A 16,644-nucleotide genomic window follows, 5' to 3' on the forward strand; every position below is an offset into this window, starting at 1 on the left:
TAGGTAAATGACTTATCACCTGCTATTTCCCGCAACACGCACCTGCAACAAATTCCTTATCTTTGCGGCACAATGCAATTAACAGGAGAGAAAACAGCGATTTGGGAAAAGGGTTATAACAATTACGGCCCCTGGCTTAAGGAAAAATATAAAGGCCACCGGGTATTCAAAGTAATTGTTGATGGCGGCTTTACCTGCCCCAACCGCGATGGCAGCAAAGGCTATGGCGGCTGTACCTATTGCAATGTTGATTCGTTTACCCCATCAGTCAGCCGTAACGCGCCAACCGTTCGCCAGCAGGTGATAGAAGGTATGGAACGTGCCCGCAAAGGCAACAAGGCCGATAAATTCATCATCTATTTTCAGCCCAATACCAATACCTACGCCCCTGCGCATTATTTAAAAATGATGTACGATGAGGCGCTGAGCTATGGTACCGAAGATATTGTTGGTCTGAGCGTTGGCACTCGCCCCGACTGTATTGATGCCGAAAAAATTGCCCTGCTGGAAAGTTATACCGATAGGTTTGACGTTGACCTTGAAATGGGCATGGAATCGATATACAACGAAACCCTGGGCCAGATAAACCGTGGCTGCAGCCACGAGGAATTGGTAAAAGCCCTTAAACTGGTTGAGAACAGCAAACTGGATATTTGTGTGCACACCATTTTTGGCTTTCCGTGGGAAACCCACGAAATGATGCTGAAATATGCCGATGAGATAAACCGTTTCCCGCAGATAAAATTTGTAAAATTCCATCACCTGCATATTGTAGAAGGATCGGTGATGGGCGTAAAATACAAACGCGAACCGTTTAAACTGTTTGGCATTGATGAATATGCCGACTTTTTATGCGAACTACTTCCCCGCGTTCGCCCTGATATCGTGATCCAGCGACTGTTTGGCCTAAGCGACCGCGAACTACTGATAGCACCAAACTGGGGCCTAAAAAAATCGGAGATCCAATATTATATTGATCAAAGAATCTTGAGCCGGGGTGTGGTACAGGGGAGTGCGTTGTAGTTAAATCCTTAACCATAGCAGCACCAAATTATTTATGGTAGTAAAACTTATACATACTGCGCATCTTTTTGTTGATATAAAAAATCATGGTATACAAAGTGCCGTCTGTGTTATATATTAATTTTTCGGTGTACTTGGTTTTCTGCAAACCAACAACGTCAAACCCTATTATTTCAGTGCATTGATTATAGCGGTTAAATTTGTAGGTGCACCAATAATCCTCGTCTTTTCCAGGTACAATTTTAGATATATTGATAATTTTATCTCCCTGCTCTGTTGTATCTGTGTTCATCTTATAGCTAAAGTCGGGCGTATTTTGTTTGTAGAAGTAGTCTATCACTTCCAGGTTATTATCTTCATTGTAACTGGCCATATTGGATACGTATGTAGGTAAATTATTAGTCGTCTTTGTAATCCGGTAAAGGCGTCCCTTAGCATCATAATCTCTTTTATCACGGTTTACAAACAATGTATCCTGGTTATAACTTACATGATATTGCAATCTGCCTATGCTATCGTAAGCAAACTCATGCGTCACGTTTAAACTTCTGGGATACAACTTTCGCTTAGGGTATTCGTATTCAATCTTTTTGCTAATCAAGCCAAAATCATAGTAAAAATACACGTATTTCTCGTCCAAATAATTGTCTTTATCAAAGTGAACCTGGTCGGTAAGATGCCCTTCATTGTTATAATTGAAATTTATGGCTCCCATATAAGTAGAATCAGCAATACCATGGCCGTTCAGTTTATATTCATACTTAACTCGACGTACAACCTTGTTTGCTATAATAAATTTATTCGGAAAATTATCAATGCCTAAAAATTGTTCTATGATTTCCTGCCCCCGCAGGTTATTAAAACAAAAAAGCAAAAGCAACGATGGTAATAGTTTGCGCATAAAGTCTAGTAAGTAACTAAAGTATAAAATATTTTCTATTTGCAACATTGCTATAGCTATTTTGGCGTGGATAGCAAATAGCCGTGCCTGTTACATTTCTGTTTGGTACCAGTTTTGTTAACCCATAGTTGAAAAAATCCGTCCAAAATTTCTAACTTAGATACGTTTTGTCACAGAGAGCGCAACAAAATTATATTCCAGCACTAACCGGTGTACGCGCAATGGCTGCCTACCTGGTTTTTATATCGCACTTTGCGTATGTATTTGATGAAAAATTTCCTCACTCTGTGCAACGCTTTTTTAACGAGTTCCACATTGGGGTTACAATTTTCTTTGTATTATCGGGTTTTTTAATTGCTTTCAGGTATTTCGATAGCTTTAAGCTTACTAAAGACTGGTTTAAGCAGTACCTTAAAAACAGGGTTGCGCGCATATACCCCATGTATGCCATTTTAACCATAGGGGCGTTCATTGCCTTTTACTTTACCAATAATCAAATTGTTACCGCCGGGCATAACCCCATAGCCATGTTCCTGATGAACATTGTTTTTTTGCGGGGCTTTTTTGATCAGCTTAAATTTACCGGGGTAGCGCAGGGCTGGTCGTTAACGGTTGAAGAATGCTTTTACTTTTCGGCACCGTTCATTTTCCTGATAGCCACCAAATACAAAAAGTTTTATATCCAGCCTATTGCTGTTACCGGCCTGGGCGTAGTGCTTGTATTAATATTTAGCCATGTTAACTGGTATGGCTTTTTTGGCAACTTCACTTTCATGATGTTGTATACCTTTTTGGGCCGGTGCTTTGAGTTTTTTGCAGGCATACAGCTTGCCCTTATTGTGCGCAGGCAAAAGCCGGATGGTAGCAGCAAAAAGAAACTTACCTACCTGGGCTTTTTCCTTATTTTCTTTTGCGTATGGATCATGTCGGTACTACCTATCCCAAAGGGACAGGAAGCCGGCCTGCATAACCCGTTGGGCATTATCACCAACAACTACCTGCTGGCTTTATCAATTACGTTGTTTTTTTATGGTATACTTACCGAGACAACCTTGCTGAAAAAAGTATTGGCAACTCCGTTTGTGGAGCTACTGGGCAAAAGCTCTTATATATTTTACCTGGTACACCTGGGTTACATGTACAACTTTTTGCATTTTGGCTTTAACTGGCTTAATGATTATACTTTTGCACTTTATGATAAATGGGGAGTGGAGTGGCATTCGCCATTTGAGTACGATAGCTTAAACCTTCTGTATGCTTTTATCGTTTTAAATATAATTTCAATCACTTTATTTAAACTAATTGAGGAACCGTTAAATCATTATATCCGTAAATCAGACTTTCTGATTAAAAACAAATCGCGTAAGCCCGAAAATGAGCCGGAAAACATCAATGCTTAGTGAATATAATATGGTGCGTAAATTAAAAAGATACTTTATTTTAATTGGGGCTTTATTTGCTTTTCAGCAGGTATTTGCGCAGCACGATTCGCCGGTTAACCCTAAAAAAGAAGATGACGAAAGCGTATCAACTATATTAAATATTAACAACAAAGACGGCATATTTAATTCGGTTGCATCATTTACCTTCGACGTAAAAAATACCTATGATACCCAACAGGAAGGCACGGTATCATACCTTATCACCGACGAAAAAGGTGTAAAAATTAAAACCCTTTCAAAACCTGTAAAAATTGAAAGAAAAAGCACGGAGCACTACAGCTTTGAAATCCCTGCGCTTAAAACCGGTTTTTATAAGCTTAACATGATGATCAACGTATCTGATTATGACGATACTACCCGACGGGCATTTGGCATCAGGGCCGATGAAGTAAAATCTGCATTTCCAAAACCTGCCGATTTTGATAGTTTCTGGGCTAATGCCAAAGCCGAGCTGGCTAAAGTAAAACCTCAATTTAAGGTAACGGAGGACGTATCACAAAATACCGATAACCGGAGGGTTTTCCTCATCGAAATGAAATCGCTGGATAACCTTACTATCCGCGGGTGGATGACAATTCCTAAAAACAACAACAAAAACAAACAATTTTCGGTACTTTTAGGCTTACCAGGCTACCAGGTTACTTTAAAACCTATTGTAGGACGCGACGATGACCTGGCAATCATCACCCTGAATACCAGGGGCCAGGGCAACAGCCGCGATGTTATACATACCGAACGCGATGCTTTTATATCATACAATATTGAAGACAGGGACAAATATGTGATGCGGGGCGTAATTATGGATTGCGTGCGCGCGGTTGATTTTATTTACTCGCGTAAGGAGTTAAGGCACGATCAAATCCTGGCTACCGGCGGCAGCATGGGCGGCTACCTGGCCATTGCTCTTGCGGCATTGGATAAGCGGGTAACCATATGCTCGGCACAAAACCCCATCCTGAGCGATGTGCACAATTTGGTTGGTACCGTTGAATGGCCAATAAAAGATATCAGAAAATATGTTGCCGGCAAACCTGGTGTAACATTTGACCAGGTTTTGCATAACATGGAATACTACGATACAAAAAACTTTGCAACTGATATTAAGTGCCCTATTCTGCTCGGTTTGGGTTTGCTTGATCCTTACGTGCCGCCGGGCAACGGCTTTGCGGTTTACAACTCTTTAAATACCGATAAAAAAGTTATGGTGTTTAAAGACCTGGGGCACGAGGTGAGCCAAAAATATAAGGATTACGAAGGTGCCTGGATGCGCGATACCTTTGGATTATTTTAAAGATATACCTATGGATAAAAACTTGACCTTAAACAAAAAGCTATTTAAATACCTGCTTGCAGTGTTAATACTAATAGCTTTTGCGCCACGTTACAGCTATGCCGATGGCTTTCCGGTAAGGCCGGGCCGGTTCATTTTATCACCATCGGTAAGTTACTTTTTTGCCAACAAGCAATTCGATTCCACAAGTCACCGGCGGGCATTTGACGACAACGGACGTTTTCATTCTGTTAGTTATGCCTTTTATAGCGAATATGGCATCAGCAGAAAGTTTACCCTATCTGCCCTGGTACCTTATTCCATGAATTACTTTAATACCGATAGTATAACACATGCCATTACCACATCGGGTTTGCAGGATATTGAAATTGGTCTTAAATATTACCTGGCCAACATCAATTACAAATACTACTTCAGCATAAAAGCTACCGGTATTATCCCTACCTACCGCAATAATGCAAGCCTGGGTTATGGATACTACGGATCGGAGCTTAAGCTTGCCTTTGCCGGCAGCGGGCATTTATTTGGCAAACAAAGCTATTTTGTTGCCGAAAATGCCGTGCGCGAATATTTTGGAAGCGAATCTGTTTTCCAGGACAGGTATAACCTAACGTATGGTTTAACGCTTGATAAAAAGTTCAGGGAGCAATTCTCGATAAGTATTGGCGGCTTTTACGCTACCAGCAATAATTCATTTATAAATCCTAATCCTATTATTTCGGCAAATCCTAATACCAGTAAAAATTTTGCGTTTAACCAGGTATCGGCAAGTTATGGCCATGCTTTTACTAAAAACTTATCGCTGTTTTTAACCGGCGGAACTTTTATAACCGGCCGCAATACTGGTGCGGGTACAAGCCTTTCGGCATCGTTGAATTACAGGTTAGATACCCGTTAGTTTTAGCATATATTTAATACAGAATGATGATCAGCCTAAAATCCCTTATCCCGATAATTCAACTCGCCATATTTTTAACGATAGAACATGCAAACGCGAAAACACCTGTTCATAAAGCTGATCAGGAAGTATCAACCACGCTTATAGCAGGGAGTAAAGATGCCGTTTTTAGCAGCCGCGCCAGTTATACCTTCAACGTAAAAAACACTACCGATGCGCCGCAAACCGGTACGGTATCGTACATAGCGGTTACGCCTGCCGGGGTTACAGTTGCAAAAGAAAGCAGGAAGGTAAATATATCCAAACAAAGCAGCAGCCGCTTCGATTTTACCATACCCGAACAAAAACCAGGATTTTATAAGATCAACTTCATGATCAATGTATCTGATTACGACGACACAACACGCCGCGTGTTTGGCATCCGCCCGGAAGAGATCCAATCGCAACATGGTCGCCCTGCTGATTTTGACAGTTTTTGGCAAGCTACCAAAAGTGAATTAGCCACGGTTAATCCGCAATTCAAGATGATCGAAAAAGCCGATCAGGAAACCGAAAACCGCAAGGTTTATTTAATAGAGATGCGCTCACTGGATAATATCACAGTTCGCGGCTGGCTAACTATTCCTAAAAGCACCATTAAAAATAAACGATTTAGCACCTTTTTGGCATTGCCCGGCTACCAGGTTGATTTAAAACCCATGTTGGGAGAGGATGATGATATAGCCATTATGGCCCTTAATGTACGTGGCCAGGGCAACAGCCGCGATGTTATTCACCCTAAAAGGCTCGATTTTATTAGCCTGAACGTAGAGGATAAAAACAAATATGTGCTTCGCGGGGCCATTATGGACTGTATCCGTGCGATAGATTTCATTTATTCGCGACCCGAGCTTGACCCTAAACGCATCGAGGTGTCTGGTGGCAGTATGGGCGGTTTCCTTGCGGCCGCAGTGGCGGGGTTAGACAACCGTGTGCAGCTCATCTCATCACAAAATCCTATCCTGAGCGACATCCGCAACCTTTCTGACCAGGACGACTGGCCTATGTACGATTTACACAAATACGCAGGCGAAAAAGGGATTAAATTTGATAAGGTATTGGACAACCTCGATTATTTCGACATCAAAAACTTTGCGCAAAATATTCAAACCCCTATCCTGCTGGGTATCGGCTTGCTTGACCACCTTGCGCCCCCTAATAACGAATATGCTTTTTACAATCTCATCCCCCGCAAGTACCGCGGCATTATGGTTTTTAAAGATCTTGGCCACGAAGTACCAATGACCTATATCATAAAAGAAGGGCATAGAATGCGCGATAAGTTTGGCTTGTTTTAAAATGTAAATGCTACCGCGGGTTTAGTGAAGCGTAACCCGCGGCAGCATACATAAGTTTGGCTTGTTTTAAAAGTACATTACAGTAAATCCTTCAAATGCTTATAGTTGGCCTTCACGGTGTCCAATACCTCGTCCATATGGCCGTTAAGCATTAATTTGGTCATGGAAACCGCCATGCCTGCAACCTGTTTCAATTCAATTTTCGGTGGCATAGCCAGGGCATTAGGGTCGGTAAAAACATTTACCAGCGCCGGGCCGTCAAAAGCAAGGGCATTACTTATAGCCTGCCTTACATCGCCAGGTTCGGTAACAGTGAAACCTTTAATGCCCATAGCCTGGGAAACCAGTGCAAAATCTGGGTTGTACATATCGGTTTGCCAATCGGGCAGGCCGGCAACTTCCATCTCCAGCTTTACCATACCTAACGATCGGTTATTAAAAACAATAATTTTAACAGGCAATTTGTACTGAACAATGGTTGCCAGGTCGCCCAAAAGCATCGATAGCCCGCCATCGCCGCAAAGGGCTATCACCTGTTGTGCTGGCCGCGCCAGTGCCGCGCCTATGGCCTGGGGCATGGCATTAGCCATCGAGCCATGATTAAAGGAACCTATCATTTGTCGCTTACCTGTAGCATTAATATAGCGCGAGCCCCATACGCACGACATCCCCGTATCTACTGTAAAAATTGCATCCCCGGCGGCAAGTTTATCCAGTACATGAGCCACAAACTCGGGGTGAATTTTATCGGTTTCGCCGCTATTGTCCACGTAGGTTTGCATTTTATCTTTAACATCGGCATACACTTTTAGCTGGGCCTGCAAAAAGCTGTTGTCCTGTTTTTGGGAGATGAGGGGCAGCAGCGCTATTAAAGTATCTTTTACGGTTCCGCATAAACCAACATCAACTTTGGCGCGGCGGCCAAGCCGTTCGGGCTTAATATCTACCTGTACTATTTTACAGTCTGCAGGCATAAAAGGGGTATACGGAAAATCGGTACCCAGCAAAATCAGCAGATCGCACTCATGCATACTGTGGTAAGCCGATGGCAGGCCAAGCAAGCCCGTCATGCCCACTTCATTAGGATTATCATACTGGATATCCATTTTAGCACGAAACGAATAGGCTACCGTAGCGTTCAGCTTTTGCGATAACTCCACCACCTGGTCATGCGCACCGGCAGCACCGATACCGCAAAATATGGTGATCTTATTATAACGGTTAACCAATGCGGCTAATTCATACAAGTCAGCATCTGTGGGGCGGACAACCGGCGCAGGCGTAAAGTTTTGGATTGATGTTTCTATTTCAACGGCATCCATTGCGGCTAAATCTCCCGGCAGGCCAATTACGGCAACACCTTTTTGATGCAATGCGCTTTGAATACCGGCCTGCAGCATGCGCGGCAATTGTTTTGGTGTGGTAGCTATCTGGTTATAATAACTGCAATCATCAAATAGCTTAATGGTATTAGTTTCCTGGAAATAGTTTGTACCAAACTCAAAGCTGGCAATTGTTGATGCAATGGCTATAACAGGTGCACCCGAGCGGTGGGCATCATACAGGCCATTAATTAAATGTACATGGCCCGGTCCGCTGCTGCCGGCGCAACAGGCAAGGCCGTTTAGCTGCGCTTCGGCGCCGGCGGCATAGGCCCCCGCCTCTTCATGCCGAACATGCACCCACTGAATACTGCCTTCGCGCCTTACGGCATCATTTACTTCGTTAAGGCTATCGCCCGTTACCGCGTAAATTCTTTTGATGCCGGCATCTACCAACATCTGTACCAATTGGTCTGCAACTTTTTTTGCCATGTCAATTTTGATTATCTTTTGTATAGCTTAACCAAATTACAGGGCAAGGGTTTTCAATTTATCCCTTATTGCCGATAAAATATTTTATAGGCCATCAGGCTTTTTGCTTATAAGTAGTCGAAACATTTTTCAACATATCAATGATCTCGTTCAGCTTCATTGGTTTGGCTATATAATTATCCATACCGGCCTGCAGGCATACTTCTTTATCCTCGGCCATAGCGTTTGCCGTCATGGCAATGATATAGGGTTGCTGCCTGCTGTTTTTTCTAATATTAGCGGTTGTTTCCAGTCCGTCCATCCCGGGCATTTGTACGTCCATCAGCACCACATCAAAATCGTTTTTTTCCATTTCAGTCAAAACTTCAAAACCATTCTGAACCATTTGGGGCGCGTAGCCCAGCTTACTTAAAATGCGTTGTATCAATTTCTGATTTACAGGATTATCTTCGGCAACAAGTATGCTAAGCGGGTTTTGCACCGCAAAATCAACCGAGAGTATTTGTTTGCTTTTACCTTCAGGCAGCGAATTGTTATTATTTAAATTTAAAGCTATTTGCAGGCTGTTAAATAAGTACTGTTGTTTAACAGGCTTTATTAAAATAGCTGCAAATAATCCCGGAAACTTTTTCCTGCTCTCATCGCCTATTGAACTAAGCATAATAACCGGTATTAATTCATTAATGCTCTTTATCGCTTTGGTTAGGCCAACGCCGTCCATCCCGGGCATTTCCATATCGGTAATAACCAATTGTATACTGCTATCAGTTACCAATTGATTAAGGGCTTCTTTACCCGAAGTAGCTGCAGTAACCTCCATTCCCCAGTTCTCAAGCTGGTTTTTTAAAATCTTGAGGTTGGTTGTGTTATCATCCACAATCAATACCTGCACGCCTTTAAAACCCGCGGTTGTATACATCTCATCGCGCGGCGCTTTAGCATCACTTACCCCGGCGGTAATGGTAAAATTAAAAACCGAGCCTTCTGAAGGCAGGCTTTGAACCCAAATCTCGCCCCCCATAAACTCAACAAGCTTTTTGCTGATTACCAAGCCAAGCCCTGTGCCCCCATATTTTCGGGTGGTGGAAGAATCTACCTGGCTAAAAGGCTTAAATAAATTTGATAACTTATTTTCAGGAACACCAATACCGGTATCCTTCACACTAAAGCCTATCAGTATATTACCGTCATGAGGTTTGGATGCCGCAAAAACCCTTATAAATATTTCGCCTTTCTCGGTAAATTTTATGGCGTTACTTACCAGGTTTATCAACACCTGTTTAAGCCTAAGTTCGTCGCCTACAATGCATGCCGGTACATCAGTATCTATTTCGTAAATTAAATCAATATGTTTTTCGGCAATTTTGGTCGAGAACACATCCATCACATTTTCTATGCTTTTGCGAAGCACAAAATCCTCATGTTCAATTTCAATTTTCCCCGATTCTATTTTAGAAAAATCAAGAATATCGTTAATCACATTCAGCAAGCTTTCACCGCAATTGATAATCGTATCGGTATACTCACGCTGCTCGCTATCAAGATTGGTTTCGGCCAATAATGATCCCATTCCTATTACACCATTCATTGGGGTGCGTATTTCATGGCTCATGGTGGCCAAAAAAGTACTTTTTGCCAGGTTGGCTTTTTCGGCTTCTTCGCGGGCCAAATGCTCCTGGTGTTTTTGTTCGGTAAGCAGCTGGTTAAGCACTTTAAGGTCGTCAGCCTGCTCAAGCAACTTGTCCGATTTTATAGTTAATTCGGTATTTAACGAGTGTAATTCTTCTGATTGCGCCTGTAGCTCTTCGGCCTGCGCCTGCAACGCTTCTGATTGCGTTTGCAATTCTTCGGCTTTATTCGCAATATCGGCAGTGCGTTCTTTAACCTGCTTTTCAAGCGCTATTTTTTGCTTGTTGATACCATCGATACGGTGGCGGTAATAGGAATAAATGCCAACAATAAAAGTTAGCGCCGCCAAAATACGGAACCAAAGCGTTTGCCAGTAAGGAGGCGTAATAATAACCCGAACCGAAGCAGTTTTGGGGTTCCAAAAGCCATCGTTATTTGATGCTTTTACCCTGAATGTATAAGTACCCGGATCAAGATTGGTATAAGTAGCTCTTTTTGTAGCATCGGCAGTTGTCCAGCTTGTATCAAATCCTTCCAACTTGTACGCATAACTGTTATTTTCGGGTATTACATAATTCAACCCGTTAAATTCAAAAGTAAGCGATGTTTGCCTGTAGTTTAAATGCAGTTGCCTGGTTAAAGAAATATCGGTTTTTAATATAGAATCCTTTTCGCCCGGAACGATGGTTTTATTAAAAATCTGCAGCCCGGTAATAAAAACAGGCGGCAGAAAGGTGTTAATTTTGATATTTTTAGGATAAAAAGTAGTGAGCCCTTTGGTACCGCCAAAAAACATTTCGCCATCTTTTGCCCTTAAAAACGAATTGGATTCAAATTCAATTCCTTGCAGGCCATCATGAATATTAAATTTTTTATAGGTGTGCTTATCCGGATTAAACATAGACAAGCCATCATTAGCCGATACCCATAGGTTGCCAAATTCATCTTCGGTTATACCTTTGATCATATCATCAAACTGGCCTGGTTGTTTATTGTAAAGAGCAAACGCGTTTTTTTTCGCATCAAAAAGATACAAGCCCGTTTGGCCAATCCAAAGGCGCCCCTTATGATCGGTAAAAATCACCCGGATATCGGGCTTCTTGGCCAATTCATTAAAATAATGAGAGAACCTCCTGCTTTTTAAATTATAACAGTTTAAGCCGCCGTCGTCGCCGCCAAACCAAACATTGCCGGCTTTATCCTGGTTAATCACAAATACGTTATTCCCCAAAAATTCGGTAACACCATCAGGATCTTTGGTAACACGCCTGAATTGATGGGTTTTAGCATCCAGCAGGTTAAGCCCCCCGCCAAAAGTGCCTACCCACAGGTTGCCCTCGCTATCCTGGAATGTTTTAAATACCATATCCGAGCTAATGGTTGTTTTGTCATTCGGATTATTTTTAAAACGGGTAAACCTGGTGCTCCCCGGGCGGAGCAGGTTTAACCCGCCGGCCCAGGTACTTATCCACAGGTTTTTATCCAGGTCTTCGGTAATATCAAGCACTGCGTCCGAGCCAATGCTTGCCGCGTCGGCCTCGTTGTATCTGAAATGTTTAAATGTTGCTTTTTCCCGGTTAAACAGGTTCAGCCCGCCTCCATCTGTACCAATCCAGATATAGCCCCTGCTATCCTCGCAAAACGACTTAACATCGCTGAAACTTAAACTATTGGGATCTTTTTCCTGCCGGTAAACATTAAACCTGTTGGCAGCAGGGGTGTACAGGCTGATACCTCCGCGACCTGTACCTACCCATAAGTTACCCTGGTTATCTTCAAACAAACCCGAAGCTGAGGTTTGTGCAAGGCTTGTCGGATCGTAAAACTTATGAGTATAATGATAAAAGCTGTCATCAGCCGGGTTATAAAGATTAAGCCCTTCGTTTATGGTACCTACCCAAACATGGCCTTCGTGATCAATGAGCAAACCGGCAAGCGCTATCTCATTACCAGATAGGCTACCTGCCGATCCGGTGATATGTTGATACTGCTTAAAAGAACTATTTTGCGGATCGAAAACCAGCACCCCGGCAGTTTTAGTGGCCAGCCAAAGTTTGCCATCCCGGGCCAGCTGCATTGATTGTATATTGTTAGCCGCGGATCCGAGCTTGTTTTTTACCAGGTTGAATTTTTTGGCAGAGCGGTTGTACACATTTAAACCAGAATCAGTTGCTATCCAAAGCCTGTTCTGCCTGTCTTCTAAAATATAATGAACAGAACCCGCACTAATGCTGTTGCCATCCTTCTTGCTGTGGGCAAAATGTAAAAACTGCTTTGTTTGACGGTTAAAAATATCAAGGCCACCATCTTCAGAAACTACCCATAAAACATGCTGTGTATCCTCAAAAATGCAGGCAATCATGTTACCGCTAATGCTATTCTTATCTTTAGCGTCATGAGTGTAACGTGCAAATGAATTGCTATATGGGTTAAAGCTATTAAGCCCATTTACAGTACCTATCCATAAAATTTTGTTGCTGTCTTCGTAAATATACTTGATCAGGTTGTCACTCAAACTATGTTTATCGCCCGGAATATTGCGGTAAACAACCATCTGCTGTCCATCGTAACGGTTTAACCCATCTTGTGTGCCAAACCACATAAAACCACGGCTGTCCTGCCGCGTTGCAAAAACATAACTGTTTGACAAGCCTTGCTCGATACTTATTTGCTTGAATTTTATTTCGGGCGCTTGTGTTTTACCATCTTTTGGGGATAAAAGGATTGTAAACAATACAAGCCCCCTAACCAAATATGTAAACCATCTGTGCGGTTTAATCATCACGATATAAAAAAAATTAATTTAGCTTTATGCTGTTTTTATACGATTGCATTTGAGTAAAGTTGGCATTAAGTAACATTTTATATATTTATTAAAAAATTGACACATAGGTACATAGGAATAAACACGTTAAAAACTGGTTCAGATTATTAAATTTAATAATACCCTTATGGCACGCATAGTCATTGTAGCTTACAAACCCAAACCAGGCAAAGCCCTGGAGTTGAAAGAACTCACCAAAACCCATGTGCCACGTTTAAGGGCCGAAGGGCTTGTTACTAACCGCGAAGCCGTAATTATGCAGGCAGCTGATGGCACTGTTATAGAAGTTTTTGAATGGTTATCGGCCGATGCCATCAGGCAGGCACATGCCAACCCCGTTGTACACCAGTTGTGGGCCGAATATGCAGAGGTATGCGACTATGTAAACCTAAACAGCCTTGCCGAGGCCGGCAACATGTTTGCAGAATTTAACGCTATTGATTAACAGACTAAAAAACGTGCTATCCAATTAAAACAAATTTTCCATATACCAACAAAGTTTGTGTTTTGTTGTTATGGTAGGGCTTGCACATAAAATATAAATAACGAATTTACTTTAACACCCGGAAATATGAAATTTAGCCTTTTACCAATCATTGCCATTTTAGCTTTTTGTTTTATCGGCCAACACTCGTTTGCCCATGAACAAAAAGATACCGTTAAAAGCAACACCGCTACCATTGAACCCGGCGAAGTACTACCGCAGTTTCCGGGTGGGCAGGATAAGCTTACCGCGTTTATCAAATCAAAATTAAGGCCTGTAAAAGGCGCGTCGGGCAAGGTTTTGGTTTATTTTGTTGTGGAGAAGACCGGAAAGCTAAATCATATTAAAGTGATTAAAGGGCTGAGCGCCGAGGCCAATAAAGAGGCGGTACGTGTTATCAAGCTTTCGCCCAAATGGAAGCCAGGCTCGCAAAACGGCGTTGCGCGCAGGGTAGCCTATACCACGCCGGTTACTTTCAGTTAAAATCGGGCGTTTAAAAACTTTCATTCAGTTAACATAACCGCTTTTTTAATTATGAAGCAAGTACTTAGCGCTGTTACCATCGCTGCTAAAAATTTGCAGCAACTAAGGCTATTTTATACCGGTGTTTTAGACTGGGAAATACTCACCGAAAACGAAAGCGTTTTAATGCTGAAGTTGAAAACAGTTGTACTTACATTATGCACCGAAGCGGTGTTTGCCGGTTATACCGGGATACCGCCGCGCGGCGAAAAGCATACCGGTTGTTATTTCACCATCAATCTTGATTCAGCAAAGGAGGTGGACGATAATTTCATGGCATTGGCCAGCTTAAAAACCACCATTGTAAAAATGCCCGCGCAAACATTTTGGGGCGGATACAGCGGCTTTTTTACCGACCCGGAAGATAATTTGTGGGAACTGTGCCACAACCCCATACCCGGTACAAGGGCCTGACCTATCTATTTAAAATGAAAATTCTCGGCCTTTAACCGCTTCTGCATTTCCTGTTTATAATTGCGACCAATGGGTAATTCGTGCCCGTTTACTTCTACACTATAGGCGTAAAAAGAACTGATGTGCGCAATAGCTACAATAAAAGACCGATGTGCACGCACAAACTTATTTTCGGGCAACATACCCTCCAGCAGGCTTATTTTTTGTTTGCTGATATAAACGTTACCGGTAGTTATCACCTTAACGTAATCACGCAGGCTCTCAACCCATAAAATATCATTTACATTTATTTTAATGGTTTTACGCTCAACCTTCAGGTACAGGAATGCTTCGGTATCGCCGCCAAACTTTTCATAACTATGGCCTGTGCCTGCATTATTGCCGCTAAGCTGGTAAACTTTATCAATGGCCCGCATAAACCTGTCAAGCGGAATGGGTTTAACCAAATAATCAACCACATTTAAATCAAAGCCATCAAGGGCATACTGGCTGTAGGCCGTTGTAAAAATAGTTTTGGGCGGGTTTTTAAGGGTTTTTAAAAAATCAATCCCGGTTATACCGGGCATCTGGATATCCAGAAACATTAAATCAACAGTTTTTTGCTGCAACAACTGGAAAGCCTGAATAGCATTGTAGCATTTACCCACAATCTCCATATCATCAAAATTGCGCAGGTAATTCTCCATCACCTCAATGGCATATGGCTCGTCGTCAACTATGAGTATACGCAATTTCATGGGTAGTTATTTGAGATGGGGTTTGAGGCGCAAAGTTGAGTCGGACGTCAAGCACAGCCAAAAAAGTATCATGGTCGTCCATTATTTTAAGGCTGTGGGTGGTTGGATATATCAATTCCAGCCGTTTTCTAAGGTTTTGCAGCCCGATGTTACCGGTTTTACCGGCGCCTTTATTTGCGCCTGCTGCTTTACTGTTTGATATTTTGAGTTTAAGTTCATCGCGCATAACATATAAATTGATATTTATCCAGGCATCGCCCATTTGCTCGCCGGCGCCATGTTTAAAAGCATTTTCAATAAGCGGCAACATCAGCAACGGGGCTATCAGCTTGCCATCGGTATCGCCGTAAATATTAAAATTAATATCCAGCCTGTCTTCATAGCGCAGCTTTTCCAGGCTTATAAACTGCTGCAGCATTTTTATCTCCTGGCTTAACAATACCTCGCCGGTATTGCATTCATATAGCATGTAACGTAAAATATTACTCAGGTTAAGGATCAGCTGCGGCGACTTTGCAGATTGGTTTAAGCTTAAAGCGTAAAGGTTATTTAGCGTGTTAAATAAAAAGTGAGGGTGTACCTGCGCTTTTAGTGCATTTAGCTCGGCCTGTAAAGTGGCTTGTTTACGCTGATACCACATTTTAAACAACTTAATGGCCAAAACAAAGCCTATTACCAGGTTGGTCCCCTTTAATGCGTTAATCATGTTTTGTAAATCAAACAGCTTCATTAAAAACGGCCGCCGCGAGGCTTCAAAATAGTCGCCTTCGGTAACATGCATCATCCGGATGGTATAGGGGGTTACAAACAAAATACCAACTATGCGGGTAACAACAACCGACAATACAAACACTCCTAACGCCAGGCAACCAAACTTTAAATACCTGCCCGGAAACAGGTATTTAGGGATAAGCCAGCCGGCTATTGCATAATAATAGGCTATTTGGATGGGCATAAAAATAAGGTTGTTGCGCAGCGATACCATGAAATTGGTTTGTACCGAATACATCATGATAATAATAAAGCTCACCGTTAGCCAAAATAATATGTGCTGCAGGGGCCTTGGCATTTTAAAATGGGCAACATCTAAATCAGCAAGCTGTTTCATATAGCTAAATTACTTATAGTCAATTAAAAGAGTGAACTATTTGGTGTTCCTGTCGACGGATGACATGTCTGCGTCGACAAAATGCATTAAAATAGTTTTATCCGGCATGCTTTTGCATATAAATGAAACCTGTGCCTGCAACAAGTCCGTTTGTACGTGGTATCCTGCTATATGACGCTGTTAGTTTATAAAGTGTTACCCGGCCTATAATTTAGTTTTC

Annotated in this window: 13 protein-coding genes; 8 read left to right on the forward strand and 5 right to left on the reverse strand. The window is 42.2% G+C overall.

What is annotated here, in order from left to right:
• Positions 1-72 precede the first annotated feature (72 nt).
• Entirely contained in the window at positions 73-1,023 is a 951-nt protein-coding gene (locus FSB76_RS07540) for a TIGR01212 family radical SAM protein (RefSeq protein ID WP_147052997.1), read from the forward strand.
• A gap of 28 nt (positions 1,024-1,051) precedes the next feature.
• Here the strand turns inward: FSB76_RS07540 and FSB76_RS07545 are convergent, their stop codons facing one another.
• Positions 1,052-1,924, reverse strand: coding sequence for a hypothetical protein (locus FSB76_RS07545; RefSeq protein WP_147052998.1), 873 nt, complete (start codon positions 1,922-1,924; stop codon positions 1,052-1,054).
• Between the two features lie 167 nt (positions 1,925-2,091).
• Here FSB76_RS07545 and FSB76_RS07550 point away from each other — a divergent pair, with 167 nt between their 5' ends.
• Genes FSB76_RS07550 through FSB76_RS07565 form a run of 4 tightly spaced genes read left to right on the forward strand, consistent with a single transcriptional unit; the run spans position 2,092 to position 6,892 of the window.
• Positions 2,092-3,324, forward strand: coding sequence for an acyltransferase family protein (locus tag FSB76_RS07550; RefSeq protein ID WP_147052999.1), 1,233 nt, complete (start codon positions 2,092-2,094; stop codon positions 3,322-3,324).
• Complete coding sequence (locus tag FSB76_RS07555; RefSeq protein WP_147053000.1) at positions 3,299-4,657, forward strand: acetylxylan esterase; 1,359 nt, start codon at positions 3,299-3,301, stop codon at positions 4,655-4,657. The genes FSB76_RS07550 and FSB76_RS07555 overlap by 26 nt, the downstream gene beginning before the upstream one ends.
• Positions 4,658-4,667: 10 nt before the next feature.
• On the forward strand, positions 4,668-5,555 hold the full coding sequence (locus tag FSB76_RS07560; RefSeq protein WP_147053001.1) for a hypothetical protein: 888 nt from the start codon (positions 4,668-4,670) through the stop codon (positions 5,553-5,555).
• Between the two features lie 23 nt (positions 5,556-5,578).
• A complete protein-coding gene (locus FSB76_RS07565) occupies positions 5,579-6,892 on the forward strand; it encodes an acetylxylan esterase (protein ID WP_147053002.1) in 1,314 nt (437 codons plus the stop codon).
• A gap of 77 nt (positions 6,893-6,969) precedes the next feature.
• Here FSB76_RS07565 and FSB76_RS07570 read toward each other — a convergent pair whose 3' ends face one another.
• Positions 6,970-8,706, reverse strand: coding sequence for a thiamine pyrophosphate-dependent enzyme (locus tag FSB76_RS07570; protein ID WP_147053003.1), 1,737 nt, complete (start codon positions 8,704-8,706; stop codon positions 6,970-6,972).
• 94 nt (positions 8,707-8,800) lie between these two features.
• A complete protein-coding gene (locus FSB76_RS07575; protein ID WP_147053004.1) occupies positions 8,801-13,117 on the reverse strand; it encodes a hybrid sensor histidine kinase/response regulator in 4,317 nt (1,438 codons plus the stop codon).
• Positions 13,118-13,286: 169 nt separating this feature from the next.
• Between FSB76_RS07575 and FSB76_RS07580 the strand changes: the two genes are divergently transcribed.
• The 3 genes from FSB76_RS07580 to FSB76_RS07590 all read left to right on the forward strand — a co-directional run bounded on the left by FSB76_RS07580 (position 13,287) and on the right by FSB76_RS07590 (position 14,579).
• Positions 13,287-13,604, forward strand: coding sequence for a hypothetical protein (locus FSB76_RS07580; RefSeq protein ID WP_147053005.1), 318 nt, complete (start codon positions 13,287-13,289; stop codon positions 13,602-13,604).
• Between the two features lie 126 nt (positions 13,605-13,730).
• Complete coding sequence (locus tag FSB76_RS07585) at positions 13,731-14,126, forward strand: energy transducer TonB (protein WP_147053006.1); 396 nt, start codon at positions 13,731-13,733, stop codon at positions 14,124-14,126.
• Between the two features lie 51 nt (positions 14,127-14,177).
• Complete coding sequence (locus tag FSB76_RS07590) at positions 14,178-14,579, forward strand: VOC family protein (RefSeq protein ID WP_147053007.1); 402 nt, start codon at positions 14,178-14,180, stop codon at positions 14,577-14,579.
• A 5-nt stretch (positions 14,580-14,584) separates the two neighbouring features.
• Here FSB76_RS07590 and FSB76_RS07595 read toward each other — a convergent pair whose 3' ends face one another.
• Positions 14,585-15,316: a LytR/AlgR family response regulator transcription factor gene (locus tag FSB76_RS07595; protein ID WP_147053008.1), complete on the reverse strand. Its 732-nt coding sequence runs from the start codon at positions 15,314-15,316 to the stop codon at positions 14,585-14,587.
• Positions 15,291-16,424 carry a sensor histidine kinase gene (locus FSB76_RS07600; protein WP_147053009.1) on the reverse strand — a complete coding sequence of 378 codons (1,134 nt, stop codon included), beginning with the start codon at positions 16,422-16,424 and terminating at the stop codon, positions 15,291-15,293. Before FSB76_RS07600 ends, FSB76_RS07595 begins: the two co-directional genes overlap by 26 nt.
• Between the last annotated feature and the right edge of the window lie 220 nt (positions 16,425-16,644).

This window comes from Mucilaginibacter ginsenosidivorax (assembly GCF_007971525.1).
Lineage (GTDB): Bacteria > Bacteroidota > Bacteroidia > Sphingobacteriales > Sphingobacteriaceae > Mucilaginibacter > Mucilaginibacter ginsenosidivorax.